The sequence below is a fragment of the Oceanisphaera avium genome (assembly GCF_002157875.1).
Taxonomy (GTDB): domain Bacteria; phylum Pseudomonadota; class Gammaproteobacteria; order Enterobacterales; family Aeromonadaceae; genus Oceanimonas; species Oceanimonas avium.
In genome coordinates, this window is the sequence record NZ_CP021376.1 from 481,535 (window position 1) to 508,133 (window position 26,599).

General features: G+C 45.7%; 22 protein-coding genes. 10 read left to right on the forward strand and 12 right to left on the reverse strand.

Going from position 1 to position 26,599, the window contains the following annotated elements; translation table 11 throughout:
- Nucleotides 1-92: 92 nt before the first annotated feature.
- Nucleotides 93-1,820 carry a potassium/proton antiporter gene (locus CBP12_RS02225; RefSeq protein WP_198341838.1) on the forward strand — a complete coding sequence of 576 codons (1,728 nt, stop codon included), beginning with the start codon at nt 93-95 and terminating at the stop codon, nt 1,818-1,820.
- A 49-nt stretch (nt 1,821-1,869) separates the two neighbouring features.
- On the opposite strand, the gene CBP12_RS02230 is transcribed toward CBP12_RS02225, so the two are convergent.
- The 3 genes from CBP12_RS02230 to ppnP all read right to left on the reverse strand — a co-directional run bounded on the left by CBP12_RS02230 (nt 1,870) and on the right by ppnP (nt 3,428).
- Nucleotides 1,870-2,355, reverse strand: coding sequence for a rhodanese-like domain-containing protein (locus CBP12_RS02230; RefSeq protein WP_086962541.1), 486 nt, complete (start codon nt 2,353-2,355; stop codon nt 1,870-1,872).
- A 170-nt stretch (nt 2,356-2,525) separates the two neighbouring features.
- A complete protein-coding gene (locus tag CBP12_RS02235; protein ID WP_086962543.1) occupies nt 2,526-2,975 on the reverse strand; it encodes a YtoQ family protein in 450 nt (149 codons plus the stop codon).
- Nucleotides 2,976-3,113: 138 nt separating this feature from the next.
- Entirely contained in the window at nt 3,114-3,428 is a 315-nt protein-coding gene (ppnP, locus tag CBP12_RS02240) for a pyrimidine/purine nucleoside phosphorylase (RefSeq protein ID WP_086962545.1), read from the reverse strand.
- Between the two features lie 176 nt (nt 3,429-3,604).
- On the opposite strand from ppnP, the gene ovoA reads away from it, so the two are divergent.
- Nucleotides 3,605-5,719, forward strand: a complete 2,115-nt coding sequence (gene ovoA / locus CBP12_RS02245; RefSeq protein WP_086962547.1) for a 5-histidylcysteine sulfoxide synthase — start codon at nt 3,605-3,607, stop codon at nt 5,717-5,719.
- A 215-nt stretch (nt 5,720-5,934) separates the two neighbouring features.
- Here the strand turns inward: ovoA and CBP12_RS02250 are convergent, their stop codons facing one another.
- Together CBP12_RS02250 and ppsR are read right to left on the reverse strand one after the other, a co-directional pair.
- On the reverse strand, nt 5,935-7,359 hold the full coding sequence (locus tag CBP12_RS02250; protein ID WP_086962549.1) for a uracil-xanthine permease family protein: 1,425 nt from the start codon (nt 7,357-7,359) through the stop codon (nt 5,935-5,937).
- A 371-nt stretch (nt 7,360-7,730) separates the two neighbouring features.
- Nucleotides 7,731-8,543 carry a posphoenolpyruvate synthetase regulatory kinase/phosphorylase PpsR gene (gene ppsR / locus CBP12_RS02255; RefSeq protein WP_086962552.1) on the reverse strand — a complete coding sequence of 271 codons (813 nt, stop codon included), beginning with the start codon at nt 8,541-8,543 and terminating at the stop codon, nt 7,731-7,733.
- A 174-nt stretch (nt 8,544-8,717) separates the two neighbouring features.
- Between ppsR and ppsA the strand changes: the two genes are divergently transcribed.
- A complete protein-coding gene (gene ppsA, locus CBP12_RS02260; protein ID WP_086962554.1) occupies nt 8,718-11,102 on the forward strand; it encodes a phosphoenolpyruvate synthase in 2,385 nt (794 codons plus the stop codon).
- A gap of 168 nt (nt 11,103-11,270) precedes the next feature.
- Nucleotides 11,271-11,984, forward strand: a complete 714-nt coding sequence (queC, locus tag CBP12_RS02265; protein ID WP_086962556.1) for a 7-cyano-7-deazaguanine synthase QueC — start codon at nt 11,271-11,273, stop codon at nt 11,982-11,984.
- 88 nt (nt 11,985-12,072) lie between these two features.
- Here queC and moeA read toward each other — a convergent pair whose 3' ends face one another.
- Nucleotides 12,073-13,329, reverse strand: a complete 1,257-nt coding sequence (gene moeA / locus CBP12_RS02270) for a molybdopterin molybdotransferase MoeA (protein ID WP_232455119.1) — start codon at nt 13,327-13,329, stop codon at nt 12,073-12,075.
- A gap of 228 nt (nt 13,330-13,557) precedes the next feature.
- Between moeA and folE the strand changes: the two genes are divergently transcribed.
- The 3 genes from folE (at nt 13,558) to speA (ending at nt 16,721) form a co-directional block, all read left to right on the forward strand.
- Entirely contained in the window at nt 13,558-14,214 is a 657-nt protein-coding gene (folE, locus tag CBP12_RS02275; protein ID WP_086962559.1) for a GTP cyclohydrolase I FolE, read from the forward strand.
- Nucleotides 14,215-14,242: 28 nt separating this feature from the next.
- On the forward strand, nt 14,243-14,515 hold the full coding sequence (locus CBP12_RS02280) for a SelT/SelW/SelH family protein (RefSeq protein WP_086962561.1): 273 nt from the start codon (nt 14,243-14,245) through the stop codon (nt 14,513-14,515).
- A 301-nt stretch (nt 14,516-14,816) separates the two neighbouring features.
- Complete coding sequence (gene speA, locus CBP12_RS02285) at nt 14,817-16,721, forward strand: biosynthetic arginine decarboxylase (RefSeq protein WP_086962563.1); 1,905 nt, start codon at nt 14,817-14,819, stop codon at nt 16,719-16,721.
- 163 nt (nt 16,722-16,884) lie between these two features.
- Here the strand turns inward: speA and CBP12_RS02290 are convergent, their stop codons facing one another.
- On the reverse strand, nt 16,885-17,040 hold the full coding sequence (locus CBP12_RS02290) for a DUF2496 domain-containing protein (RefSeq protein WP_086962566.1): 156 nt from the start codon (nt 17,038-17,040) through the stop codon (nt 16,885-16,887).
- A 296-nt stretch (nt 17,041-17,336) separates the two neighbouring features.
- On the opposite strand from CBP12_RS02290, the gene CBP12_RS02295 reads away from it, so the two are divergent.
- Nucleotides 17,337-17,978, forward strand: a complete 642-nt coding sequence (locus tag CBP12_RS02295) for a TetR/AcrR family transcriptional regulator (protein ID WP_086965304.1) — start codon at nt 17,337-17,339, stop codon at nt 17,976-17,978.
- A 12-nt stretch (nt 17,979-17,990) separates the two neighbouring features.
- Nucleotides 17,991-20,225, forward strand: coding sequence for an acyl-CoA dehydrogenase (locus CBP12_RS02300; RefSeq protein ID WP_086962568.1), 2,235 nt, complete (start codon nt 17,991-17,993; stop codon nt 20,223-20,225).
- Nucleotides 20,226-20,375: 150 nt separating this feature from the next.
- Here CBP12_RS02300 and pyk read toward each other — a convergent pair whose 3' ends face one another.
- Both pyk and sodB read right to left on the reverse strand, forming a co-directional pair.
- Entirely contained in the window at nt 20,376-21,815 is a 1,440-nt protein-coding gene (pyk, locus tag CBP12_RS02305) for a pyruvate kinase (RefSeq protein WP_086962570.1), read from the reverse strand.
- Between the two features lie 844 nt (nt 21,816-22,659).
- Nucleotides 22,660-23,241: a superoxide dismutase [Fe] gene (gene sodB, locus CBP12_RS02310; protein WP_086962573.1), complete on the reverse strand. Its 582-nt coding sequence runs from the start codon at nt 23,239-23,241 to the stop codon at nt 22,660-22,662.
- 364 nt (nt 23,242-23,605) lie between these two features.
- On the opposite strand from sodB, the gene CBP12_RS02315 reads away from it, so the two are divergent.
- A complete protein-coding gene (locus CBP12_RS02315; RefSeq protein ID WP_086962576.1) occupies nt 23,606-23,938 on the forward strand; it encodes a Grx4 family monothiol glutaredoxin in 333 nt (110 codons plus the stop codon).
- 64 nt (nt 23,939-24,002) lie between these two features.
- On the opposite strand, the gene CBP12_RS02320 is transcribed toward CBP12_RS02315, so the two are convergent.
- The 3 genes from CBP12_RS02320 to CBP12_RS13650 are packed head-to-tail and all read right to left on the reverse strand — an operon-like array spanning nt 24,003 to nt 26,573.
- Nucleotides 24,003-24,332, reverse strand: a complete 330-nt coding sequence (locus tag CBP12_RS02320; RefSeq protein WP_086962578.1) for a TusE/DsrC/DsvC family sulfur relay protein — start codon at nt 24,330-24,332, stop codon at nt 24,003-24,005.
- Between the two features lie 37 nt (nt 24,333-24,369).
- Nucleotides 24,370-25,347, reverse strand: coding sequence for an FUSC family protein (locus CBP12_RS13645; RefSeq protein WP_232455120.1), 978 nt, complete (start codon nt 25,345-25,347; stop codon nt 24,370-24,372).
- Nucleotides 25,348-25,367: 20 nt separating this feature from the next.
- Nucleotides 25,368-26,573, reverse strand: a complete 1,206-nt coding sequence (locus CBP12_RS13650; protein ID WP_232455121.1) for a YccS/YhfK family membrane protein — start codon at nt 26,571-26,573, stop codon at nt 25,368-25,370.
- Nucleotides 26,574-26,599 lie beyond the last annotated feature (26 nt).

Here is a 26,599-nt window from a genome sequence, read left to right on the forward strand (position 1 = left end):
TAGTTTTTTAAACTAATTAAAAATTCACTTTCATAAAAGGGTTATGAGTATGATATAACTAGCGTACCTAAAACCCTGTCGGAATGTATTCATTGGATAATCTTGAACATCTCTTCTTACTGACTGGGATCTTGCTGTGTGTGAGTGTGCTAGCCACCTTATTGTCGGCGCGTTCCGGTATTCCTATTCTGCTTATCTTTTTATTCGTTGGCATGCTGGCGGGGGAAAGTGGGCCTGGGGGCATTGAATTTGAAAGTTATACACTGGCTTACAGCATAGGTAACTTGGCGTTAGCTATTATCTTGCTAGACGGCGGCCTTAGAACCCGAATGGATACCTTTAGGGTCGGCTTAAAGCCGGCGCTGAGTATGGCTACTTTAGGCGTGGTGGTGACCAGTGGCGTGACTGGGGTGTTGGCTGTTTATATTTTAGATCTCGGCTGGCTGCACGGTTTGTTATTAGGTTCTATTGTGGGCTCAACCGATGCGGCAGCAGTGTTTTCACTGCTTAGCGGTAAAGGTATGCACCTAAACCAGCGAGTGGGGGCGTCTCTAGAAATAGAGTCAGGAACCAACGATCCTATGGCCATTTTTTTAACGCTGACCTTAATTGGCTTAATTACCGGCAATATGAACGGCTTAGGTGAAACGCTGTTATTTTTGCTCACTCAATTTGGCATTGGCGGCATTGCCGGTATTTTAGGCGGCATACTGTTAGTACAAATGATCAAGCGCTTTGAGTTAGCACCCGGCTTGTATCCTATTTTAGTGATGGGCTTTGGCTTAACGTTATTTGCCTTTACTGCCATTCTTGAAGGCAGTGGCTTTTTAGCGGTGTATTTAGCCGGTTTAGTGTTAGGCAACTCTCGATTGCGTGACATGGAGTCGATATTGCCCGTGTTGGATGGCTTAGCTTGGCTTAGTCAAATAGGCTTATTTTTAGTGCTTGGCTTGTTAATTTCTCCTGCCGACATGTGGGCGATGGCGCTCCCGGCGGTGTTAATTTCGCTGGCCTTAATATTTATTGCTCGCCCTTTAGCCGTATTGGTGTCATTGGTGCCTTTCTTTCGCTTTAATCGACGAGAAATTAGCTTTATTTCTTGGGTGGGGTTGCGCGGGGCGGTGCCGGTTGTATTGGCTATTTTCCCGCTTATGGCAGGATTGCCAGAGGGCATGATGCTCTTTAATGTGGCTTTCTTTGTGGTACTGGTTTCTCTACTAGTACAAGGCTCTACTATTCCCATTATGGCGCGATTATTACGAGTAGAAGTGCCGCCTGAATTGGCGCCACGGCGACGTTCTATGCTGGGTATTTTTCAAGAAGACGATTATGAAATGTTTCTTTATACCGTTAGTAGCGAGTCTATAGATGGGCTTGTGGTTCGTAATTTAACTTTCCCTCCTCATTGTCGAGTGGCAGCGGTGTTTAGAGGAGATAATTTATTACCCGCATCAGGCAGCACACGCTTAGCCATGGGCGATATGTTGTGTGTGATTGGCCGCAGTAATCATCTTAAAACACTGAACAATATGTTTGGCGGCGACTTGGATGCTGCTCGCAGTAAAGCGCGGGCTTTCTTTGGTGACTTTATTTTAGATGGCAATGCTCGCATGCAAGATATTGCGCTGATGTACGGCGTGGATGTAGATGAGCAAGAAACGGAGCTGGGATTAGGTGAGTTTATGCTTAAGCACAGTAATGGTCACCCCGTGGTAGGGGATCATTTTGCTCGCTATGACATGATCTGGACGGTCGCTGATGTAGATGGAGACACTGTGCTTAAAGTGGGCTTGCGTGATGACGAGACAGCACCTGTATAACTTAATGGCTGTGGACTAGCTATAAAACCGCTTAAAAAACGAACCAGAATTAGTCTTTCTCAACGGCGGGTGCACCATTAGGGTTGGGAAAGTTATTCGCATAATCCACTCTTTTCTCTGAGCTTGGCTGGAGGTCATTAGGTTTTAAACGCAAAAGGTTGGGCGTTTGAGTAGCTACAGGCGAGAGGGTTAGCTCATCGACAAGGTGAGAAGTGACTAAGCCTTGTTCTTTAAGTTTGTCGAGCGCGCCTTTGTTTTTCACATCTACATAGCCGAGTACTTGTAGTGCCTCAGTGGCTCGCTTGGCGCTGGTTTTATTTCTGTCATAGAGCTTAAGTGGCGTGTTTTTATCGGGGAAGCGGGCACTTACGCCTCGGGCAATATGGGTATAAGGAATATGGAGCGCCCCTTCTAAGTGTTCTAGAGAATAATCTTGAGCATTGGCTACATCTATCCAAACACTTTCTTTGGCACCAGCTAAACCGGGGCCAAAGCCACAAGTGCCAATCAATAATGCAACTATCCAAGACTTCACAGCACCGCTCTCTATAACACAGATGAGGGCTTATTATAAAACAACGCGCCCCAAAACGGGGCAAAAAAAGGCGGGTTACCGACAGAAGTCGGCACAACAAAAATCCCCCATCGCTGGGGGATCATATCGAGTTCACTTATTCTTTAGCAGGGTAATGGCTAAGAGAGTGCTTAAGATAAGATATAAGATAGGATCTCAACGACTTGCTCAGGCTGGCGACAGGTCGCTTTTGCCGCTTCGTCCACTTCTTTTAATGGATGATCTAACTCAGCATCGTGCAAGGTTACCATGGGTTTACCTAAAGCTACCGCAAAGCCGGCATCAAAAGCGGCGTTCCATTGCTTATACTTAGGCCCAAAACGTACCACTACTAAGTCTGCGGCTTTAATTTGGCTAGAAGTACGAATACTGTTGATACCTGAGGCTTTACGGTCACGCCAAAAGTTATCTTCTTCGTTACCCAAGATATTAACGCCCACCATGTCACTGGCATCGTGATCAGTCACGGCGGAAGTAAAGTTCACTGTTAAGCCTTTTGCTTTAGTGCCTTCAATAATACGCTCGCGCCAATCGCTATGGATCTCACCCGACAAGTACACGTTCCAAGTTTTCTGCGTCATTATTCATTCCTTATTGCTTACAAAATTCATTCAAACATAATACAGTTGATAAATGTTAGCGCATTCTGCACAGAAGATCAGCCCTTGGCGCCGCTCGTGAGTAGCAGTTCAGTACTGAGCTTACCCCGTTAACAGGCGTTAATCTAAGTAAGAGCAGCAGTAATCCACCAGCAGGCTGACCCGTAGCTTAAAGCTACTTTGAGCAGGCACCGAAAAGGACTGCCCCGCGCTAATGACTTGCCAGGATGTTGTCTGCGCTAATTGTACGCTGAGCTCTCCGGTTAAAATTTCCATTAGCTCTGCCTTATCGGTAGTAAAGCTATACTCTCCCGGTAGCATAATGCCTAAGGTTTTACGGCTACCATCGTTAAATAACAGCTCGCGACTGGTGACTTTGCCATTATCGTAGATGTTAGCCTGTTTAATGACGGTGACATTGCTAAATTGACTCATGATATTTCCATTTTATAAAATGAGCGTTTTATAACAGCCCTCACGCTAGTGCAAGGGTTTGTTACGTGTTCATTTTATAATGAATGAAAGTAAGCTTACCCTTTGCGGGTCTGATGTGACTAAGCTATTGCGACGATTTCTTTGGGAGATCGTTCACGTTAATATCAAGGATAGAAATGGAAGAGCTAACAAAGAGGGTGAGTAAGACACTAAGTTTAACTGGGGATTCGGTAGCAGAAAAACGCGCTGAAATACGCCACTATTTTCATCATACTTTTAATTTGTATGAAAGCTTGTTTGATTGCATCAATGATGAACACGCCTATTATATTCGTGCCGAGCCACTGCGCCATCCTTTAATTTTTTATTTCGGCCATACGGCCGTTTTTTTTATTAATAAATTAATCTTGGGTAAATATCAGCATGCTCGAGTAAATGAACGACTAGAGTCGATGTTTGCTATCGGTGTTGATGAGATGTCGTGGGACGACTTAAATAGTGCCCACTATGACTGGCCGAGTGTGAGTGAAACCCGCCATTATCGCCAGCAAGTGCGCGATATTGTCGATAAGCTAATCACCGATATGCCACTTACGTTACCCATTACTCCTGATTCGCCCGCTTGGTTAGTACTAATGGGTATTGAGCATGAGCGTATCCACTTAGAAACTTCCTCGGTGATTATGCGCATGTTGCCCCTGCATTATCTGGATGCTCACCCAAGATGGTCGCCTTGTACCGAGACCGCTGCCGCTCCTAAGAACACGTTAGTCGCCCTAGAGGGGAAAACCATTACGCTGGGTAAACCTAAGAGCGCAGATACCTATGGTTGGGATAACGAATATGGCTGTAAAACGGTCACGGTCGCGCCCTTTAAAGTAGCCAAATATTTGGTATCAAATGGTGAGTTTCTGCAATTTGTTAATGCTAAAGGCTATCAACAACCTCAGTGGTGGACGCAAGAGGGACAAGCGTGGCTGGCTTATAGCCACGCTAAGATGCCACGCTTTTGGTTGTTAGATAATGGAGAATATTTTCAGCGAAACTTATTAAATATAATGCCTTTACCACTCGATTGGCCCGTTGAAGTAAATTACTTAGAAGCTAAGGCTTTTTGTAATTGGCAGGCCGCATTACAGAAGCGTCATGTGCGTTTGCCAAGCGAAGCGGAATGGTGCCTATTACGCCAATTCATTGATAGCGATCAGCCCAACTGGGAACAAGCGCCGGGCAATATCAACCTTGAATATTATGCCTCTTCGTGTCCTGTTAATCGTTTTGAGCAGCAAGGTATTTTCGATATTGTGGGTAATGTGTGGCAGTGGACCGAATCGCCTATTGACGCCTACCCAGGCTTTAAAGTGCATCCATTATATGATGACTTTTCTACTCCTACTTTTGATGGACAGCATAATTTATTTAAAGGCGGCTCTTGGATTTCGACCGGCAATGAAGCCACGCGTTTCGCCCGTTATGCTTTTCGCCGTCATTTTTTTCAACATGCAGGCTTTAGATATATAGAGTCTGACAGCGCCGAGGTGCCAGTGGAAGCAGTCAATACTTACGAGACCGATGAGCTAGTGGCTCAATATTTAGAGTTTCATTATGGCAGTACCTACTTTGAGGTGCCTAATTACCCTAAAGCCTGTGTTAAAGCATTACTCAGTCATACTCCTGAGCTTAAACAGGGCCGGGCACTGGATTTAGGCTGCTCTGTGGGCCGAGCCAGCTTTGAACTCGCTCGCCATTTTGACCATGTGGATGGCATCGATTTTTCGGCGCGTTTTATTCAACATGGCTTTCAGTTAAAAGAAACCGCTCATACCCGTTTTGCTATTCCAACCGAAGGTGAGCTGGTTGAATGTAAGGAAGTCAATTTGACTGAGCTTGGTTTAACTGAGCTAGCCGAAAAAATTGATTTTTTCCAAGGAGATGCCTGTAATCTGAAAGCGCGCTTTACAAATTACGATCTTATTTTTTGTGGTAATTTAATTGATAGATTATATGATCCGCTGTTATTTCTTAAGGATATTCATCAGCGCTTAACAGCAAAAGGCTATTTGGTATTAACCTCGCCTTATACGTGGTTAAGTGAGTACACACCAAAAGAGAAGTGGTTAGGGGGTATTAAAGTGAATGGGGAAAATGTCACTACCTTAGACGGCTTAACTAAGGTGTTAAGTGAGCACTTTCATTTGGTAGCAAAGCAAGATGTGCCTTTTGTTATTCGCGAAACAAAACGCAAGTTTCAGCATACAGTGGCGCAGATGAGTGTGTGGCAATTAAAATAATCATTTAATTAAGCTAAAACGCCGGCCTTGAGTCGGCGTTTTTTTATCTCTGCTAGGGTATCACGCTTAAAGGTCTTACTTTTAGTTGTAGTGGCGAAACATTGCTATTTAGCCCTTTGCTGGTTAAAGAACGGTAGCGCGAACTCCAGTAGACATAAAAAAGCCGGTCGTAAGACCGGCTTTTTGTGCATTATTTGAGCTAAAAAGGGTAGTTCTTAGCTAACTGCTTCAGTGGTCACTTTTTTTTGGACACTGTCTGTGGCAATAGTGCCGTTCATTTCTTGCTCGATAGCTTCACGGTCACGCGCTTCATCGGCCAAGGTCTTCTTCGGCAAGATGATATTTAAAATGAATGACATCAAGGCTGCAATGATAACTGGATTAGTCAAAGACTTCATCATGTCAGGCAAGCCAGCTACTGCGTTTGGTGCAGCGTGGATACCCATTGCCATCGCCAAAGACAGAGCAGCAATGGTCACGTTGCGTGAAGACAGCTCATCTTTAACTAACAACTGGATACCAGTCATGGTGATCATACCGAATACGATGATAGTCGCACCACCAATTACAGGCGCAGGAATCGTGGTCATTACGGCAGAGAACTTAGGCAGTAAACCAGCCAAAATCATAAATACGGCAGCAACACCTAATACATAGCGGCTAATTACTTTAGTCATGGCTACGATACCCACGTTCTGGCTGAACGAAGAAGTAGGCAGTGAACCAAATAATGAACCGATTAAGGTAGTAATACCGTTACCAACTAAACCACCTTCCATTTCTTTGTCTTGCAGCTCACGGTTCATACCACCTACGGCTGTAGCAGACAAGTCACCAATGGTTTGTACTGAGTTAACAATACAGATGATAACCATAGGAATGATGGCTTCGATTGGGAAAGACAGACCAAAGTGCATTGGCATTGGCACCATGGCCCAACCTGCGTCAGCAACTTTAGTGAAGTCAACCATACCGAAGAAGAAGGCTAACGCATAACCGGCAAGGATACCGATGATGATGGCCGCTAAGCGGAAGTAGCCTTTACCAAACTGTGAACAGATCAGTACGATACCCAGTGTAGTTAATGCTACCAACCAGTTGTTACCACTGGCGAAAGTAGGTGAACCTATACCACCGGCCATGTAGTTAATGGCTACGTTATACAGTGATAAACCGATAACCAATACCACAGTTCCTGCTACTACAGGTGGGAACAGGTTACGGATGTGCTTGATAAACAAGCCCACGATGACCATGGCTACACCACCAATGATTTGTGCGCCCATGATAGAGCCCACTACGTCAGCAGGTGCAGTACCAGCGTCTAACCCAGACTTGGCCACGGCCAACAGGGTAGGCAAGTACGCAAAGCCAACACCAAAGATGGTCGGCATGCGTGAGCCGGCTTTACCGATTGGGTAAAGTTGTAACAAGGTGGAAAGACCGGAGAAGAACAATGCCACTTGGATTAGCAATGCACTGTCTGCACCACTTAATCCCAGTGTTTTAGCTAAGATGATAGGTGGCGTAACGGCACCCATGATCATGGCTAAGATATGCTGCAGTGACAGCGGCAGTGCCTTGCCGAAACCTGGCTTACCGTAAAAATCGAATATTGACTTGCTTTGACTATGTTTCATTGCGTTAAGTCCCTGAGTTTTGCTCAAGTGGGGGCCGAAGCTTGTTGTGCATTGTTGCGACAACGTAACGACAACCACCAGTAATGACATTGATCGCCGGAATCCCTAGTGAACCAGTTAACTTTGTATGCACAACTTCTTTTCAAAAGCGGTTTATACAAAGAAAACACACCAAATCCGGCATAAATCAGACGCACAACTGTGATGCGACTTGCGTTGTGTTCGACTGCTTGGTTAAACACTAGGTGCAATGTATACATTTTTGTAAACACCAAAGCAACATTTTGTTTGTTTTTGTATGCAATGTTTAGAGATCGCTCGCAAAAAATGTATACAAAGGACGTGGGCTATTAGTAGAGGCGGTGGCTAATTTAGTAGATGCGACGGCGAATTCCAGCGCGCTCTAAAATCTTTACCGAGATTTCTTCTACCGAATGAAAAGTCGTGTCGATAAAAGGAATGGCTTCTTGGCGAAACAATTTTTCTACTTGGTTAAGCTCATAGCGACATTGTGCAGCGGCGGAATATTGACTATCGGCCATGCGTCTTTGACGTATTTCTTGTAAGCGCTGTGCATCTATAGTGAGGCCGAATAGCTTGTGTCTATTGGTTTTGAGCGCAGTGGGTAGACTCATTTGCTGCATGTCCTGATCGATAAAAGGGTAGTTGGCCACGCGAATTCCAAACTGTAGTGCTAGGTATAAACTGGTGGGTGTTTTGCCGCAACGAGACACGCCAACCAAAATAATATCCGCTTCATTATAGGCTTTAGTGGTCACGCCATCGTCATTTTCTAGCGCATAGTTAACGGCATCAATGCGGGTATCGTAGTGCTTTTTATTGTCCATGCCATGAGTACGATGCACTTGGGGATCCGCTTTAATACCTAATTGTTGCTCTATGGGAGCGACAAAAGTGTTAAGGAAATCATAACATTTGGCTTCGCTGTTGGTAATTATGTTACGTAATTGTGTATCGACTATGGTGTGAAAGACTAATGGGCGTTTGCCACTTTGAGTAAAGCAACTGTCAATTTGGGCTTTTACCAGCTGTGCTTTTTCGACATCGCCGACAAAGGGGATGGTGACTTGCTCAAAGGTCATGGGAAACTGGCTTAGCACCGCATGACCGAAAACTTCGGCTGTGATCGCCGTCCCATCAGAAACATAAAAAACCGTGTGCATTGCGTCTCCAGATCTCACTTTTGTAGTTTGCCAAGAGTTTGACGTTTACCTGTTTTCAACCCGCGATATAGACTCACTCTATTGCTGATGCTGTCTGAGCGTGCAGCATATGTTCTTAATCGCATACTTATAGCATTAATAACCCAAGCACACCTTATTGTTGGAGACGTAGCCGTGGTGGAATATGTAATTTGGTATGAACAGCTCACCATGCACGATGTGGATCGTGTGGGTGGCAAAAACGCATCTTTGGGTGAAATGATCAGCCAATTAGCGGGTGCCGGTGTTGCTGTACCGGGTGGCTTTGCTACCACTGCCTACGCTTTTAACGAGTTTTTGGAGCAAAGTGGTCTTAATGCCAAGATTAACGAGCTACTCGATACATTGGATGTCGATAATATTGCGGCATTAGGTAGTGCGGGACAAACTATCCGTCAATGGATTATTGACACCCCCTTTCAAGCGCCCTTGGAGCAAGCCATTGCCAGTGCTTATGCTGAGCTTACTCAGCAAATGAATGATAACGCGTCGTTTGCGGTGCGCTCCTCAGCCACGGCCGAAGATATGCCTGATGCTTCTTTTGCCGGACAGCAAGAAACTTTTTTAAATGTCAGTGGCTTAAGTGCGGTGATGGAAGCCATTAAACATGTCTTTGCTTCGCTATTTAACGACAGAGCCATTTCTTATCGCGTTCACCAAGGCTACAGCCATCGTGGAGTGGCGTTATCGGCGGGTATTCAGCGCATGGTGCGCTCAGATATTGCCGCCTCTGGGGTAATGTTTACTATCGATACCGAGTCCGGATTTGATCAAGTGGTGTTTATTACTTCCTCCACTGGCTTGGGCGAAATGGTGGTGCAAGGGGCAGTTAACCCCGATGAGTTCTATGTGCATAAGCCGACCTTAAAATCCGGTCGACCGGCGGTGGTACGTAAAACGTTGGGCTCTAAATTACAAAAAATGATTTATGCCACCGACTCTGGACTTGGCCAACAAGTTGCCGTTAAAGAAACCTCTAAAGCCGAGCGTAACCATTTTTCTTTATCAGACATGGAAGTGATGGAGCTGGCTAAGCAAGCGGTGATTATTGAGCGCCATTATGGCCGACCCATGGACATCGAATGGGCAAAAGATGGCGTAGATGGTCAGCTCTATATAGTACAAGCACGACCAGAAACGGTACGTAGTCGCCAAGACAGCAATGTGTTGGAGCGATTTGCGCTGACTGAACAAAGTGAAGTTATTGTTGAAGGCCGTGCCATTGGTCATAAAATTGGCGCAGGTCCTGCAAAGGTGATTGCCTCCCTTAGCCAAATGGATGAAGTGAAGCCAGGCGATGTGCTGGTAACTGATATGACAGATCCCGACTGGGAGCCCATTATGAAACGCGCCTCAGCCATTGTAACGAATCGCGGTGGTCGTACTTGTCATGCGGCGATTATCGCCCGCGAGTTAGGGATCCCTGCCGTAGTAGGCTGTGGTGATGCCACACAACGCATTATGGAAGGCCAAGAAATTACCGTGTCTTGTGCTGAGGGCGACACCGGTTTTATTTATCAAGGTAAATTAAACTTTAACGTTAATACCTCAGAAGTAGGCGCCATGCCGCCATCACCGGTGAAGGTGATGATGAATATTGGTAATCCAGACCGAGCCTTTGATTTTGCCCAATTACCTAATGCAGGCGTGGGCTTAGCGCGTTTGGAATTTATTATTAATCGCATGATAGGCGTCCACCCTAAGGCGTTACTCAATTACCACCAAGCCAGCCCGAGATTACAGCAACAAATCGATGAGATTACGGCCGGTTATGATAATCCGCGGGAGTTTTTTATTGCTAAGCTCACCGAAGGAATTGCTACCTTAGCTTCGGCCTTTTGGCCAGAGCGGGTGATTGTTCGCCTATCAGACTTTAAATCTAACGAGTACGCCAACTTGTTAGGAGGGGATGCCTATGAGCCTGATGAAGAAAACCCTATGTTGGGTTTTCGCGGTGCCTCGCGCTATATCTCTGCAGATTTTCGTGATTGTTTTGCTTTAGAATGCGAAGCCATGAAGCGGGTGCGCAACGACATGGGCTTAACTAACGTTGAGATTATGATCCCTTTTGTGCGTACCTTAACTGAAGCGGCGAGTGTAATTGATATTTTGGCAGAAAATGGCCTTAAGCGCGGTGAAGCCGGTCTTAAAGTGATTATGATGTGTGAGTTACCCTCCAATGCGTTGCTGGCCGATAAATTCTTAGCCTACTTCGACGGCTTCTCTATTGGCTCTAACGACATGACGCAGCTCACCTTGGGGTTAGACCGAGACTCAGGCTTAGTGGCTGCTTCGTTTGATGAGCGGGATGAATCAGTAAAAGCTTTACTATCCATGGCCATTAAGGCGGCCCATAAAGCAGGTAAATACGTCGGCATTTGTGGTCAAGGGCCATCAGATCATAAAGACTTTGCTGCTTGGTTAGTGGAGCAGGGGATTGACTCTGTTTCTCTTAATCCAGATACCGTGATTGATACTTGGCTATATTTAGCCGAGCAAGCGTCCAGTCAAAATCACTAACTCGCCATTTTCCTTCATTAATAGGGCGCAGTGCGCCCTTTTTAGTTATCTGAGCAGCGAAATGAGATGCCTTAAGTAACGTTAAAATGTTAGATTTCAAATATTATTTTTAATCACTGAACATTACTACGGTCGCAGCCTACCCGGAAAAAACAAGGACATCTTGATATGAATGCATTATTAATCTGCTCAGGCGGTTTTGACTCGGTTACTTTAGCGTATCGACTTGCCAAGGAACACAGCCTAGGTGCTTTGCTAACCTTTGATTATGGCCAGCGCCATAAAAAAGAAATTGACGCCGCAAGACTGTGTGCCGAACAGCTCAAGGTTCCGCATTGGGTGCTAGATATTGGCAATATTGGCCAGCAACTGTCGGGCTCTGCCTTAACGGATGATATTGAAGTGCCACACGGCTATTATACTGAACAAAATATGCAGCTGACGGTGGTACCTAATCGTAATGCTATTATGCTAACGATTGCATTTGGAGTGGCCGCCAGTAGAGGGTTTAATACAGTGGCACTGGCGGTTCATGGTGGAGATCATTTTATTTACCCCGATTGTCGCCCCGACTTTATTCGTCTATTTGGCGAGATGCAAAGCCAAGCGCTGGATGGCGTAGCTGAGGTGGGCTTATATGCCCCTTATGTGCATGGCGATAAAACAGACATCGCAAAGGATGCGGCGCAATTTGGCGTGCCCATCGCTAATACTTGGTCTTGTTATGAAGGCGGTGAGCTACATTGTGGCCGTTGCGGCACTTGTGTGGAGCGCATTGAAGCAATAAGTTTGGCGGGTATTATGGATCCTACGCCTTATCAAGATAATCAGTTTTGGAAAGCGGCGAGCATGAGCCGGGTAAGCCAAGAGCAAGGGACTTAGCTACACGTTAATTTATTCAAAATAAGCGCTCATGCCCATTATTAACCCACCTCAGCTTAAACGAGGTGGGGATGAATAAGATAAAAGGCTACCAATACAAGCCATCAATTAGCTCAAGGCTCACAGTCTCACCCGCAGTGACATTGCCTCGGTCTTGCTCAAGATGTAAAAGGCAATTTGCTTCAGCCATAGCACTAAATACTCCCGAGCTTTGTGCCCCTGCTGCCACTACGCCTAAGCTACCGTCGGCTTGAGTACTGACAATGCCGCGTTGAAAGTCCATGCGCCCAGGAGATTTCTTAAAGTCCATGAGCGCTTGAGCCTGCAAAGTGACGGTAGGGGCCAGTGTTTCTCCGCTAAGGGTGGCGAGAGCAGGGCGAACTAATAAATGAAAGGTTACCGCCGCTGATACCGGATTACCTGGCAAACCAAAAAAAGCAGTGTCATTAATATGACCAAAGGCAAAAGGTTTACCCGGCTTTATGGCCAGCTTCCAAAAACCTACGTGCCCCACTTCTTCTAGTATTTGTTTAATATAATCAGCATCGCCGACCGACACGCCGCCTGAGGTAATCACGGCGTCGGCATTACTAGCAGCACTGATTAAGGCGTGGCGAATAGCGTCTGGCTCATCTTTAATAATGCCATAATCTGCTACCTTTACACCGATGCGCTCTAACATGGCGCGTACTGCAATGCGATTAGAGTCATAAATATCACCTGGACCCAGTAATTGCCCCGGTGTTTTTAGCTCATCGCCCGTAGAAAATAAGGCAACCGTTAGAGGCCGATAGACATAGACTTGCTCTAAGCCTAAAGAAGAGAGCACGGCTAACACCCGAGCATTGATGCGCGTCCCTGCCTTAAACACACACTCGCCTTGTGCCAGATCCTCACTGGGGTAGCGCACATTTTGTCCCTCAGTGACTGCAGAGGTCACTATGACTAACGAGTCTTGGACTTGACAATGCTCTTGCATAACCACTGCATCGGCACCCAGAGGAAGAGAAGCCCCCGTCATAATGCGTACACATTCCCCCTCACTCACTCGACCGGTAAAAGGGTGCCCCGCTAAACTGGTACCAATGAGGGTTAATCCTTGGCTAGAAAAATGGGCTGCCTCACTCACATCGGCGGCGCGCAGGGCATAGCCATCCATGGCCGAGTTGGCAAAAGAGGGCACATCGATGGGGGAGTGTACATCGTCGGCTAAAATACGATTTAACAACTGATCGAGGCCGACCAGCTCAGTACGCCCAAGGTGCTGTAGCTGGGTAAGCATGTCGTGCTTGGCATCATAAAAGTTACGCAAGCCAAACTGATTGCAAGGATCAAGTGTTGTCATATGCAGCGTCCTGTAATAAAAATGTGAAGCCAAATTTGGGCATATCTGCGCAATCTATCTCTCAGATCTTGGCCAAGGGGATGATTTTAAACGCACTATAAGGGTATTTTAAAACAGATTGGCACACAGTGCTGTTAAGCACACCCCAAATCAAACATTCACTCTCGACAGTAAATGCACTACCATTTGGCAGCCGATTTTGAATTGAATGCTCCCTTGGAGACTACCATGACTGCTTTGAGCGATGCCGCTATTCGAGTACGTTCTGCCCTTGAACAACGTGGTTTAGAAACCCCAATGAAAGGCAACAGCCTGACCTTGGATGAAAAACAAGCGCGTATTACCGCCTTAATGACCGAAATGATGGATGTATTAGGCTTAGACTTGGCAGACGATAGCTTAGCCGATACTCCACAGCGCATCGCTAAGATGTATGTGCGAGAAATCTTTTCAGGCTTAGATTATAGCTATTTTCCTAAAATCACCTTGATCGATAACAAAATGAAGGTGGATGAAATGGTTCAAGTGCGTGACATCACACTGACCAGTACTTGTGAACATCACTTTGTAACCATAGATGGTACCGCCACCGTCGCCTATATACCGCGAACTAAGGTGATTGGCTTATCTAAAATTAACCGCATAGTGCAATTTTTTGCGCGCCGCCCCCAAGTGCAAGAGCGCCTCACCCAACAAGTGTTAGTAGCCTTGCAGACTTTACTCGAGTCAGAGGATGTGGCGGTGAGTATTAGTGCGACGCACTATTGCGTGAAAGCGCGCGGCGTCATGGATGCGACCAGTAGTACCACTACTACCTCGTTGGGCGGCATTTTTAAGAGCCGAGCCGCCACTCGCCATGAATTTCTAAGTGGTGTGGTGCGCTAAAAATTAATTTGCAGTTAAAGGAGAGAGCATGAAGCCCAGAGTTGAAATTCGCTATTGCTCGTTATGCCGCTGGTTATTACGCTCCGCTTGGTTGGCACAAGAGATTTTATCTACTTTTAATGATGATGTAGCTGAAGTGGCCTTGATCCCTGCAGATAAAGGCCAATTTCAAATTTGGGTGAATGAGCAGCGCCTATGGTGTCGCGTGATTGACGGCGGTTTTCCAGAAGCTAAAGAGATCAAGCAAAGACTGCGTGATTATGTGGATCCTACCCGCAGTCTTGGTCACAGTGATCGCTAAGTCTTTTTAACCTCTTACCCTTTTACGTCCTTGGGCTTGGCACTAACGTAAGATCAATGTTGTCGTTGACTTACTGAGCTATTACCTACTAAAGCCTGCCTTAATGAAGAATGTGTGTTAAGTCACTAATTTGCTAGCGCTCCTGCCACTATACTGGCGAGCGCAAGCTGTGCTGTGTAGACTTTACGGTTTGGCTTGCGGCGACCGAACAGCTGGCATATCTGTAACACCGTTTCTGCTCGTCTCATCGCTTAAGCTCGATATTTCATATCTGCTCTGACCTAAAAAGGGGATTAACACTATGGCCAATTGGTCTGAACAAGATGCGTTAAAAATATATAACCTACCTTACTGGGGGGATGGTTTTTTTCATCTCGACCCCCAAGGGCGTGTGGTGGTGACCCCCGATAAATCTCGCCCAGAAGCGAAAGTAGTATTAGCAGATGTGATTGCTGACTTAAAAGCCCAAGGCTATGCCACACCGGTATTGTTGCGTTTTCCCGAAATTATTAAAAGCCGTATCGATGCGCTGTTTAATGCTTTTAATAACGCCATTACTGAATACGGTTATGAAGGGGATTACCTCACCGTTTATCCGATAAAAGTGAATCAGCAGCGCGGCGTACTCGATGCGGTCACTAAGGCTTATAAAGATAAGCCACGCTTAGGATTAGAGGCGGGCTCTAAGCCGGAATTATTAGCCGTATTAGCGCACAGTCATGAAACTGAGTCGGTGATTGTGTGTAATGGTTATAAAGATAAAGAATATATTCGCCTCGCCTTATTAGGCACTAAGATGGGGCACCAAGTATATATTGTCATCGAAAAGCTATCTGAGCTAGCGATGGTGATGGAAGAGGCAAAATGCATTGATGTAGAGCCAAGACTAGGCGTGCGTGCTCGTCTTGCCTCACAAAGTGCGGGCAAGTGGCAATCCAGTGGCGGAGAAAAATCAAAATTTGGCTTAAGTGGAGCCCATGTACTTAAGCTTATCTCACAGCTGCGTGAAGCCAACTGCTTACATTGGCTACAGCTACTGCATTTTCACTTAGGCTCACAAATTGCCAATATTCGTGATATTCAAAAAGGCGTACGCGAATGTGGTCGCTTTTACGCTGAATTACGCCGCTTAAACGTGCCGATTAATATTGTGGATGTGGGCGGCGGGCTAGGTGTAGATTATGAAGGGACTCGTTCTCAAAGTTATTGCTCAGCTAACTACAATATGCGCGAGTATGCCAATAATGTGGTGTGGGGCATTGGCGATGTGTGTCGTGAATTTGAGCTACCGCATCCGTTAATTATTAGTGAGTCGGGGCGCGCGATTACCGCTCATCACGCGGTATTAATTTCTGATGTTATCAGTATTGAGTCGGCTAAGCCGCAAACACCTACGCCGCCTCGTGATAATGCTGCCATGCTATTGCATAATATTTGGGAAACTTGGCAAGAGATATGTCGTGAAGACCCGCCTTTATTGGAAATTTATCATGATACCGTCGCCGAGCTGGCCGATGTGCATCAGCAATACAATATGGGCTTAATGAGCTTAGAAGAGCGCGCTTGGGCGGAAGAGATCCATCTTAGTATTTGTCTGGCCATTAAGGCTGAGCTTCGAACGGCGAATCGCTCGCACCGACCCATCATTGATGAGTTAAATGAAAAACTCGCCGACAAATGTTTTGTTAATTTCTCTTTATTTCAGTCCTTGCCAGATGCGTGGGGCATCGATCAAATTTTTCCGGTGCTGCCACTGGTAGGTTTAGACAGAGAGCCGACACGTCGCGCCGTGGTGTTAGATATTACCTGTGACTCCGATGGCGCTATCGATCAGTATGTGGACGGCCAAGGCGTAGAAACCACCTTGCCCATGCCTGAGTTTGTACCGGGACAGCCGCAATACCTAGGCTTTTTCTTAGTGGGCGCTTATCAAGAAATTTTAGGAGATATGCATAATCTCTTTGGTGATACCCATAGCGCTGAGGTGTCGTTAGATGCGAATGGCAAAGCACAGCTTAATGATATTAAAGCCGGCAGTACGGTGGCAGATATGTTGCGCTATGTAGATATTGCTCCCTCGGCTATTACGGCAAGTTATGAAACATTGCTTAGTCAACCTCAGCTGGATCAAGAAACTCGCGATATGATGCTCGCCGAGTTAAATGCAGGTTTGGAAGGTTACACCTATCTTGAAGAAGAGCGCTAAGCGTTATCGACTTAGGCAAAAAGTAAAGTGTGCACAGGCAAGCGCTAACTAGCGCCTAGCTTTACAGTAACAATACGCCCCTAAGCTGTTTAGGGGCTATTAGTGATTAGTAAGTAGCGCACCGTTCAACGGCTGCTATTTTATTATTTTTATGTCTTATTGCTTAGTTTTCACGAGATTTAGCCAATTTGCGCTCATAATCTTGGATAACGATGCGCAGTGCCTGTAACGCTAATTCAGGCGCTATTTGATTTACTTCCAATAACGCGATCACATCTACTGCTAAGCGTATCTCTGCTGGCGCTTCCTTTAAGCTCATGCTTGTCCTTTTAGTATCTCAATGACCCACTCAAGTAAGACGAATCTTTACTGCTGCGTGGCCATAATCATGGGCAGCAGTGCTTATCGATTGCTAGTTTATAGATAAAAAAATGCCCAGCAAAGCTGGGCGAAGACTGAGTACTTAATTACAGTGGCATAACATTGGAGGGGAGAGGAGAAGAAAGGTTCCGCGCTTCACACTATTTATCTTATCTCTGAGCTTAGCGGCTTTTAGCTTGACAATAACCGTCTTTAAAACGTAAATTTTAAACAGGTGTTTTATTTGAGGTGGTTGTGGCTAAAGTCGAAACTAAACAGAAGATCCTAAATAGTGCCGAGCAGTTATTTGCACAAGCCGGGTTTAGTGATACTTCATTGCGCCAAATTACCGCGGCCGCTGGCGTTAATCTGGCATCGGTTAATTATCATTTTGGCTCTAAAAAAGACTTAATTAAAGCGGTAATGAATCGTTATTTATCAGTATTTATGCCTAATGCCGATCAGGCTCTGGTGCAGTTACTAGCCCAACCGCGCTGCACGGTTAGCGAGGTATTCCAGTGTTTCGTGGCTCCTTTACTGAGCTTAACCAGTATTCATCGCCAAGGACCGGAGATTTTTTTGCAGCTGCTCGGGCGCGGTTATATTGATAATCAAGGTTTTTTGCGCTGGTTTATTGTTAATCACTATGGGCAGGTGCTCGGCCATTTTAGCCAAGCTATCCATAAAGCAGCCCCCCAGCTAACAAAAGCACAAATGTTTTGGCGGCTGCACTTTACGCTAGGCACGGTGATTTTTACCATGGCGTCCAGTGAAGCGCTTAAAGCCATTGCCAATAATGATTTTAATGAAGAAATAGATGTAGAAGGGCTGGTGAAAAGGTTAATTCCTTATTTGGCCAGCGGTGTCACTGCCGAGGCGTTAGCTGGTTCAGATTAATAGGAGTGTCTTATGAGTTTACGTAAAAAATGGATAACGGGTCCGGCCTTTACCACTTTTAAAAAAATCTTACCTCCCTTATCAGTTACCGAGCAAGAGGCCATGGAGGCGGGCTCTGTGTGGTGGGACGGTCAGTTATTTAGCGGTAACCCTGACTGGTCAACCTTATTAGCCTATGGTCCTTCTCGGCTTACCGATGAAGAACAGTATTTTCTCGATAACCAAGTAGAAACTCTGCTTGGCATGTTAGATGACCATAAAATAGTGAATGAAGACCGCGAGTTGCCTGAAGCAGTATGGGCTTATATTAAAGCCCAAGGTTTCTTCTCTTTAATTATTCCTAAAGAGTATGGCGGCTTAGACTTTTCGGCTTATGCCAACTCCACGATAGTGGCGCGTATTGCATCGCGCAGCTTAAGTGCGGCGGTAACTGTGATGGTACCCAACTCCTTAGGCCCTGGCGAGCTGTTAATGCACTACGGTACGCCTGAGCAAAAACAACGTTGGTTGCCTGGTTTAGCGAATGGCAGTGAAGTGCCCTGTTTTGCCTTAACTGGCCCAGAGGCGGGCTCTGATGCCGGCGCCATTCCCGACTCAGGGGTAGTGTGTAAAGGGGAGATAGACGGCAAAGAAGTACTAGGAATTCGTCTTAATTGGGACAAACGCTATATCACGCTGGCGCCAAGAGCCACCGTATTAGGCTTAGCTTTTAAGTTATTTGATCCCGATGCTCTACTGAGTGATGACCCAGCTCCTGGCATTACTTGTGCATTGATCCCAACTCATCACACAGGTGTTGAGATTGGCGATCGACATTTTCCGATGGGCTTGGCTTTTTTAAATGGCACCACTCACGGTAAAGATGTGTTTATCCCGCTGGATTGGATCATTGGCGGCCCTGAGTTTGCAGGGCGTGGTTGGCGAATGCTGGTGGAGTGTCTATCGGCAGGACGGGGAATATCACTACCGGCATTGGGCACCGCCAGTGGCCATTTAGCCGTGCTCAGCACCAGTGCTTATGCTTATGTGCGTAAACAGTTTGGCTTATCAATCGGTAAATTTGAAGGCATACAAGAAGCGCTAGGCAGCATTGGCGGCTTAACTTATCAATTAGAAGCCACCCGTCGTTTAACTGCTAACGCCTTGGATGCCAATGAAAGTCCAGCCATTGTCACGGCTATCTCTAAATACCACATGACAGAAATGGCGCGCACTGTATTAGATCACGCTATGGATGTCCATGCTGGTAAAGGCATACAAATGGGACCTAAAAATTACCTTGCTCATAATTACATGGGGATACCGGTCGCCATCACGGTTGAGGGCGCTAATATTTTAACCCGCAACTTAATGATTTTTGGTCAAGGTGCTACCCGATGCCATCCTTACGTACTGCATGAGTTACAAGCTGCGGCCAACCCTGATCATGAGGCAGGATTAGCGGCATTTGATAAATTATTATTTCAACATATTGGCTTTGCCACCAAAAACGTATTCGGTGCACTATGGCAAGGTATGACAGGCGCCCGTTTTAACCGAGCGCCGGTGACCGGGCCAACGGCGGTGTATTATCGCCAACTGAGTCGTATGAGTAAGGCACTTGCGCTGTGTGCCGATATGTCGATGTTAACCTTAGGCGGTGATCTTAAGCGCAAAGAAATGATCTCAGCTCGCTTAGGGGATGTGCTCAGTCACTTATATTTAGCCAGTGCTACCTTAAAATATTTTGAAGATAATGGTCGCGCAACGGACGAACTGCCTTTTGTGCATTATGCATTGGGGCGTAACTTACACTTAATAGGCGATGCGCTAGAGGGATTTTTCGATAACTTTCCTAATCGAGTATTGGCTGCTACCTTACGCGCGTTAATTTTTCCACTAGGCAATCCTTATAACAAGCCGCTCGATAGTCATGCCCAGGCGATCAGTGTGTTGTTAATGAACCCAAGCTCAGCGGTGCGCCAGCGTCTTACTCATTTATGTTATGTACCTAGTGCAGATACGCCTGGCTTAGGGGAAGTAGAGGCGGCCTTTTTAGCCATGGTGGGCGTACAAGATATTGAGCAAAGATTACGAGCGGCACAAAAAGCGGGCACCTTAGCGCGCAAGCTCAGCTTTGAGCAGTTACTAATAGAAGGTCAAGCACAACAACTGCTGGATGATGAAGATATTTGCCGTTTAAAAGAAGCTGACAGACTGCGTAAAATCGCCATTGCGGTCGATAGTTTTAAGCCAGGGGAGCTATAAGTCAGCGCGGTGCGTTAAGCGTCTTACTTAATCTTATCTTTAACGGAGAGCGTAAAACGTACCGCGCTTTTCGCTAAGATAAAAAAAGCCGCTCAATGAGCGGCTTTTTATTGACGGCGTTATCGCTGTTAAGAAACTTAAATTTTAAGCTTACTCAACGGTCAAGATTTTGCAGGTATTAGTGCTACCTACTACTTCCATGGTGTCACCATGGGTTAATAACACCAAGTCACCACTGCTGACAAAGCCGGCTTTTTTCAATGTAGCCAGCGCTTCACGGCTCACTTCTGCATTGCTTAGAGTAGTGTCGTGTTTAAAGAACACCGGAGTTACGCCACGGTACATGTTGCTCCACGCCAGCGTTTTTTCTTCGCCAGATAAGGAGAAGATCGGCAGACCTGAACTGATACGTGACAGCAACAGCGGAGTCGTACCAGAATGAGTGAGCGCAACAATAGCTTTAACCCCTTGTAGGTGGTTAGCGGCATACATAGTCGACATCGCGATAGTTTCTTCAACTGAAGTAAAGGTGAAGTTCATGCGATGATTTGAAACATTGATGCTAGGGTGCTTTTCAGCGCCTACACAGACTTCCGCCATGGCTTTCACTGTTTCGATAGGGAAATCACCGGCTGCAGTTTCAGCAGACAGCATTACCGCATCGGTACCATCTAGCACAGCGTTCGCCACGTCCATCACTTCTGCACGCGTTGGTAGAGGAGCGGAAATCATAGACTCCATCATTTGTGTTGCGGTGATCACGACGCGGTTTAAGCGACGTGAAGCGCGGATCAGTTTTTTCTGTACGCCGACCAGCTCAGAGTCACCAATTTCAACGCCTAAGTCACCTCGAGCCACCATGACCACATCAGAAGCTAAGATTACATCTTCCATCGCAGCATCGGTAGCCACGGCTTCAGCACGCTCAACTTTAGCCACCAATTTTGCATTACTGCCTGCAGCGCGCGCCAATTCACGTGCAATACGCATGTCTTCGCCGGTACGCGGGAAAGAGACTGCCAGATAATCAACGCCAATTTTAGCGGCAGTGATAATGTCTTCTTTATCTTTTTCAGTTAGTGCGGGTGCAGATAAACCACCGCCTTTTTTGTTGATGCCTTTATTATTAGATAAAGGACCGGCTACCGTGACTTCGGTAAAGATTTTATTACCTTCCACGCTGTCAACACGCAGTTGTACACGGCCATCGTCTAATAACAGGACATCACCAATTTTAACGTCTTGTGGCAGGTCTTTATAATCGATGCCTACTTGTTGCTGGTCGCCTTGGCCTAAGTCTAAGTCAGCATCCAAGATAAATTTATCGCCTAAAGCCAGCTCAATTTTTTTATCTTTAAAGGTAGAAACACGGATCTTAGGACCTTGTAAGTCACCCAGAATAGCCACGTGTACACCCAGTTTTTTAGCAATATCACGAACTTGATTGGCACGATTCATATGATCTTCAGCGGTGCCGTGAGAGAAGTTCATGCGTACAACGTTTGCGCCGGCTTTAATAATGCCTTCGAGATTGTTATCGCGATCAGTTGCCGGGCCCAGGGTAGTAACTATCTTGGTACGTCTTAACATAAGAGACTCCAGTGTAGAGGTAGATCACATAAAGAAGAGAACTGGCGATCGCGTGATATACGCAAATAAGTAAACTCGCCAATGTAAAGCGGCGTTAATATCAATGAGCAACTCAAGGCTAACGGAGTAACCCGCGCTTGAGAGAGGTCCTTTGCTTTGCTCACGATTAAATGCAGCATCCTTGGTTTATAAATTGTTATGGATAATAGCGTAAGGAAATAGGAAAGTGTAGACCGGGTCACATAAATGCCGGCTTTTATGCCCCTATTTGATCGAAATCAAGGTTTTGCGTTATAAAAAGGTGTTTTTTTATCCTTTTTTTAACGTTTGCCACTTTTTTAACCAACTAAGAATTACTACTTCCTTTTACAATCGTGCTCAGTACAGCAATAACCAACAACTGCGTCAACCTTAGGCGCGCGCTTTAGGGTGCGGATGTCTATTTATTCACCGAGTTGGATATCCAAGCACCACTAATGCTTAAAATTATGCTTAAATAACGCCACTTTTTTTTAAAAAAGCTAAAAAGTGAGGCTGATAAGTGAAGTAAAGAAGTGAGCCACTTAGGTATAAAGATAAGCAACTGCTGTGAGTGTTAAACTTTACAGCTTACTACTAAAAGAAAAGTCAGAGTCAGGTGCGTTTTGCCAAGAAAGAGCTTACCTGCCTTAAAAAGCGACTCAAGTTCAAGAGATAAAGTTTTATTGATGCTAACGCTACTGTAGCGCAAGTGAAGGGCGTAGGTGGAATGGTTAGCGGCTAAGCTGTGAATTTTATAAAGAGAATAAAAACTAAACTGCACAGATAAAAAAACCCCGGCGAGCCGGGGTTTTAAAGCGAGAAATTATTTGGCGAAGTTTTCTGCCGCAAATTCCCAGTTTACTAATGACCAGAAGGCTTTTACATAGTCAGGACGCACGTTGCGATAGTCGATGTAGTAAGCATGCTCCCACACATCACAAGTCAGCAAAGGGGTTGCGTCACCGGTTAATGGGCAACCGGCGTTAGAAGTATTAGCAATGGCTACGCTACCGTCAGCATTTTTCACTAACCAAGTCCAACCTGAACCAAAGTTAGTGACACATGACTTAGTAAATTCTTCTTTAAATGCATCAAATGAACCGAAAGCGGCATTGATTGCATCAGCTAAAGCACCGGTTGGCTCGCCGCCACCGTTAGGTGATAAGCAGTGCCAATAGAAAGTGTGGTTCCAAATTTGTGCTGCGTTGTTAAATACACCGCCTGCAGAAGATTTAATAATCTCTTCTAAAGACTTACCTTCAAACTCAGTACCTGGGACTAAGTTATTGAGGTTAGTTACATAAGACTGGTGGTGCTTACCGTAGTGATACTCCAGCGTTTCAGCTGAGATATGCGGTTCCAGAGCGTCTTTAGCGTAGGGCAGGGCAGGAAGTTCAAATGCCATTATTATATTCTCCATTTTTGATGGTGCCAGCTTAGCGCTGGTCAAGACATTGCTACTTGCTTTGTAATTACGGATGCGACCAACAACATAATAGTCGCACTCCGCTAAATTGCTAAATTCATTGTAGCAGCTACCTAGATGGCTAAACAACAGTCACGTTGAGTTAGATAACGTATTGTTGTAAAACAACTATTTTTTTTTCATTGATCTAGGTCGCTTTATTCGCGTTGCGGCTTAACTGCAATTTTAATCACGGCCACTTGTGACCCCGCAGAGATAACGTAGAATGGCTCGGGAATTGTCATATTCATGACTTGTCTTTTTTAATAGGTTGCTCTAGAAAAGTAACCGTTTTGAGGTGCGCATGGACACAATTGAGAAAATCAAAACCCAAATCAGTGAAAATCCTATTCTTCTTTATATGAAAGGCTCACCTAAATTTCCAAGCTGTGGCTTTTCTGCTCAAGCCTCACAAGCCTTAATGAATTGCGGCGAGCCTTTCGCCTTTGTCGATATTTTACAAAATCCTGAAATCCGTGCCGAGTTACCCAAATATGCCGATTGGCCCACTTTCCCTCAATTATGGGTTGATGGTGAACTAGTGGGTGGCTGCGATATCATTATGGAAATGTTTCAACAAGGTGAGCTCAAACCCTTGATTGCTGAAACGGCAGCTAAATACCCAAAGCCTGAGTAATAATGTGAGAGGAGTAAAGTGGGAGGGATAAAATATCGACCCTCGTGTTTTACTCCTTATTTATTTAAAGGCATTTTGCTGGTTTAGGTAATCCGGCAAGCTTAGTGGCTTGTTTAGCCGGACCTTTAGGAAATAGTCGAAATAAATAGCGACTGTTGCCTTTCTCGACTCCTAGCTCATTCGCCATGGCTTTTACTAAGGCGCGCATCGCCGGTGAAGTATTGTATTTAAGATAGAAAGCCCGCACAAATTCCACCACTTCCCAATGCTCAGCCGTTAATACTATCCCCTCCTGCTCTGCCAACAAGGGCACCATCTCAGGTTGCCAACATTGATGATCGATAAGATAACCTTGAACATCGGTAGCAAAGAGGGCGTGATTAAACTCAAGCATAACTTTCCTTTAGGTGAACCGCTTACAGCTTATTATATTAACGAATTCTTACGGGCGGTGCATGATTGTCGTGAGGAAAATGCTCTGCTAACTGATAGAGATCATAGACCAATAAGCTAATGTGATTAAGAAGCTGAGTACTTAAGCACTGCCATTGTTGCTGTTCATTGTCTAAGTCCGGTGCACAATTTAGCTCCTCGCTCGCTAAGGGCTTGGCGAGTACTGTTTTTTGGCTTAATAACGGTTGCGAATGGCGTAACGCGTGAGCTGAGGTTTTTAACTGACTAACGAGCTGCTCTACTTGTTGTATTTGATTGGCTGCTAATGCCACGCTTTCGCTGCGATGAGCGCCTAGAGCAGAAAGGTAAGACAAAAGCGCGTGATTACGATAGGCAATATCAAAGCACACACTTAACCAGTATTTTGCTACGGGTTCAACGCGAATATGTTGCCAAGCGAGTGCCAATTGATTATCTGCAAGGTGGGCTTGTTTGCGTGCCAGTCGATAATCGAGGTGCTCATGGCGCGCCTTAGCAAACTGTTGCACTATGGCTGATAAATACTCAGCATTAGCGTCCATCGCCTCTGCCATTAATCGTGGCAAGTGACGTTGTTGCCAGTCGGGCCACACCCACCACACGGCGCCAAAAGCTAAGGTACAGCCTAATAAGGTATCAAATAATCTAGGCTGCCAGATAAGCTCACTTGCCCCTCCTTGTAGGTTAAATGCCAGCAACACAAACAAGGTTACAAAGCCCACCGCCCAGCTGTAGTGCACTTTTACTTGCGTGAAAAACACTAACGCGCACACTAATAAAATAACCAATTGCGCGCTAAGGGTAGGAAAGAATGCCAATAAAGGGACGGCTGCTAAAATGCCGCCCAAGGTGCCTAGCGTGCGTTGCACGAGTCGTTGGCGAGTGGCACTAAAGCTTGGCTGACACACAAATAAAATAGTTAATAAAATCCAGTAACCCCGCTCTAAAGAAAACACACTAATCAAAATATAGCCCAAGGCAAAGCAGCTACACAGCCTTATACAGTGGCGAAATAACAGCGCATCGGGATGCAAAAGAGCCTGGAGTTTAGGCCAAAAGGCTTGCTGAGGGGGTGTGGCCAGCTCAATGCGAGGGGGGGCTTACTAGGGTGAGCTTGAGTCAGTGCTTCACCTTGGATCAGTGCTTGATGCAAGTCTGCTAAATTGCGACCAAGATAGCGCATTGATGTCACTAAGTGTGGCGGATAATGTTGTTGTAGGTGGCTATAATCTATCTGGTTTTGTAACGCACTTAGCTCCCAACCAATACGCTTGCTATGGCTAAAAGTACGGTGGCTTAAAATCGCTCGCCCTAGTTTTTCACAAGACTCGCCTAGCTCCATTAATACCACATGGTAGCCCAGCAACACTTGGTGATGTTGTAAGTCACGATTAAGCTCTTGATAAGAGTAGTGACTGGACGCACCGCGCTCATGCATATCTTGTACTAATAAGTACAAAGCCAGTAAACGGTTTAGCTCGGTATCATCAGCACGGCTTTTTCGGCGCCGATTAAGCATACGTTTGGTGTGCTCTAGGGAATTAACTACGTCGATATTGAGCAGGGCTAATTGATGACGTAAGGCTTGATGTTGTTCAGCGGGGCTATCAAAAAAGCGCGCTTTCACCACTAAATAGCGCGCCAGTGCGAAATAGCATTGCGCCAGTTGTTCATGAACTTGTTTATAAGGCCAAATTAATAAAATAAGCCAAGAGAGTAAGCCGTACCAAGTGGCTCCTAGCGTAAGTAATAGCGGTTGATACCAAAAAGAGGGACTATCGGCATGACCTTGCATGGCATATAAAGAAATTAATAAAATACCAAAGCCTAAGTTGCCCTTGGTGCTGCCCCATGCGGCCATTAACATCAGCACTAAGGTACCAATGACCAGAAAGGGTCCGAAAAGCCAAGGAAAGTCGATTAAGAAGGTGACTAAGGTAATAGCGATAAAAAAGCAGATCAAGCTAACAATGAGCTGCTGGAGTCGCGCTTTAGGGTTTTGATCTACTTCACTTAATGCTCCCGCCATAATACCTAGGGTAAGGGTGACCGCCGCGGGGATCTGCTCCAGTGCCAGACCCACTCCCAAAGTAGATGCCATTGCCAGCACCACTTTTAGGGCTAAAAATACATGGCTATTAGTGAAAAAAGCCTTAAGCGCCACACTGACAGTGGTAGTAGAAATAGCCGTGGGCATCGCCATGTCACCTCTTAGTTAATCGAGTTTAG

What these genes read in the sequence shown, in the direction of transcription:
- CBP12_RS02235 (WP_086962543.1), bottom strand. Translation starts at nt 2,975, where the DNA reads ATGACGCAGAAAACTTGGAACGTGTACTTGTCGGGTGAGATCCATAGC.
- ppnP (WP_086962545.1), bottom strand. Translation starts at nt 3,428, where the DNA reads ATGAGTCAATTTAGCAATGTCACCGTCATTAAACAGGCTAACATCTAC.
- ovoA (WP_086962547.1), top strand. Translation starts at nt 3,605, where the DNA reads ATGGAAGAGCTAACAAAGAGGGTGAGTAAGACACTAAGTTTAACTGGG.
- CBP12_RS02250 (WP_086962549.1), bottom strand. Translation starts at nt 7,359, where the DNA reads ATGAAACATAGTCAAAGCAAGTCAATATTCGATTTTTACGGTAAGCCA.
- ppsR (WP_086962552.1), bottom strand. Translation starts at nt 8,543, where the DNA reads ATGCACACGGTTTTTTATGTTTCTGATGGGACGGCGATCACAGCCGAA.
- queC (WP_086962556.1), top strand. Translation starts at nt 11,271, where the DNA reads ATGAATGCATTATTAATCTGCTCAGGCGGTTTTGACTCGGTTACTTTA.
- moeA (WP_232455119.1), bottom strand. Translation starts at nt 13,329, where the DNA reads ATGACAACACTTGATCCTTGCAATCAGTTTGGCTTGCGTAACTTTTAT.
- folE (WP_086962559.1), top strand. Translation starts at nt 13,558, where the DNA reads ATGACTGCTTTGAGCGATGCCGCTATTCGAGTACGTTCTGCCCTTGAA.
- CBP12_RS02280 (WP_086962561.1), top strand. Translation starts at nt 14,243, where the DNA reads ATGAAGCCCAGAGTTGAAATTCGCTATTGCTCGTTATGCCGCTGGTTA.
- speA (WP_086962563.1), top strand. Translation starts at nt 14,817, where the DNA reads ATGGCCAATTGGTCTGAACAAGATGCGTTAAAAATATATAACCTACCT.
- CBP12_RS02290 (WP_086962566.1), bottom strand. Translation starts at nt 17,040, where the DNA reads ATGAGCTTAAAGGAAGCGCCAGCAGAGATACGCTTAGCAGTAGATGTG.
- CBP12_RS02300 (WP_086962568.1), top strand. Translation starts at nt 17,991, where the DNA reads ATGAGTTTACGTAAAAAATGGATAACGGGTCCGGCCTTTACCACTTTT.
- pyk (WP_086962570.1), bottom strand. Translation starts at nt 21,815, where the DNA reads ATGTTAAGACGTACCAAGATAGTTACTACCCTGGGCCCGGCAACTGAT.
- sodB (WP_086962573.1), bottom strand. Translation starts at nt 23,241, where the DNA reads ATGGCATTTGAACTTCCTGCCCTGCCCTACGCTAAAGACGCTCTGGAA.
- CBP12_RS02315 (WP_086962576.1), top strand. Translation starts at nt 23,606, where the DNA reads ATGGACACAATTGAGAAAATCAAAACCCAAATCAGTGAAAATCCTATT.
- CBP12_RS02320 (WP_086962578.1), bottom strand. Translation starts at nt 24,332, where the DNA reads ATGCTTGAGTTTAATCACGCCCTCTTTGCTACCGATGTTCAAGGTTAT.
- CBP12_RS13650 (WP_232455121.1), bottom strand. Translation starts at nt 26,573, where the DNA reads ATGGCGATGCCCACGGCTATTTCTACTACCACTGTCAGTGTGGCGCTT.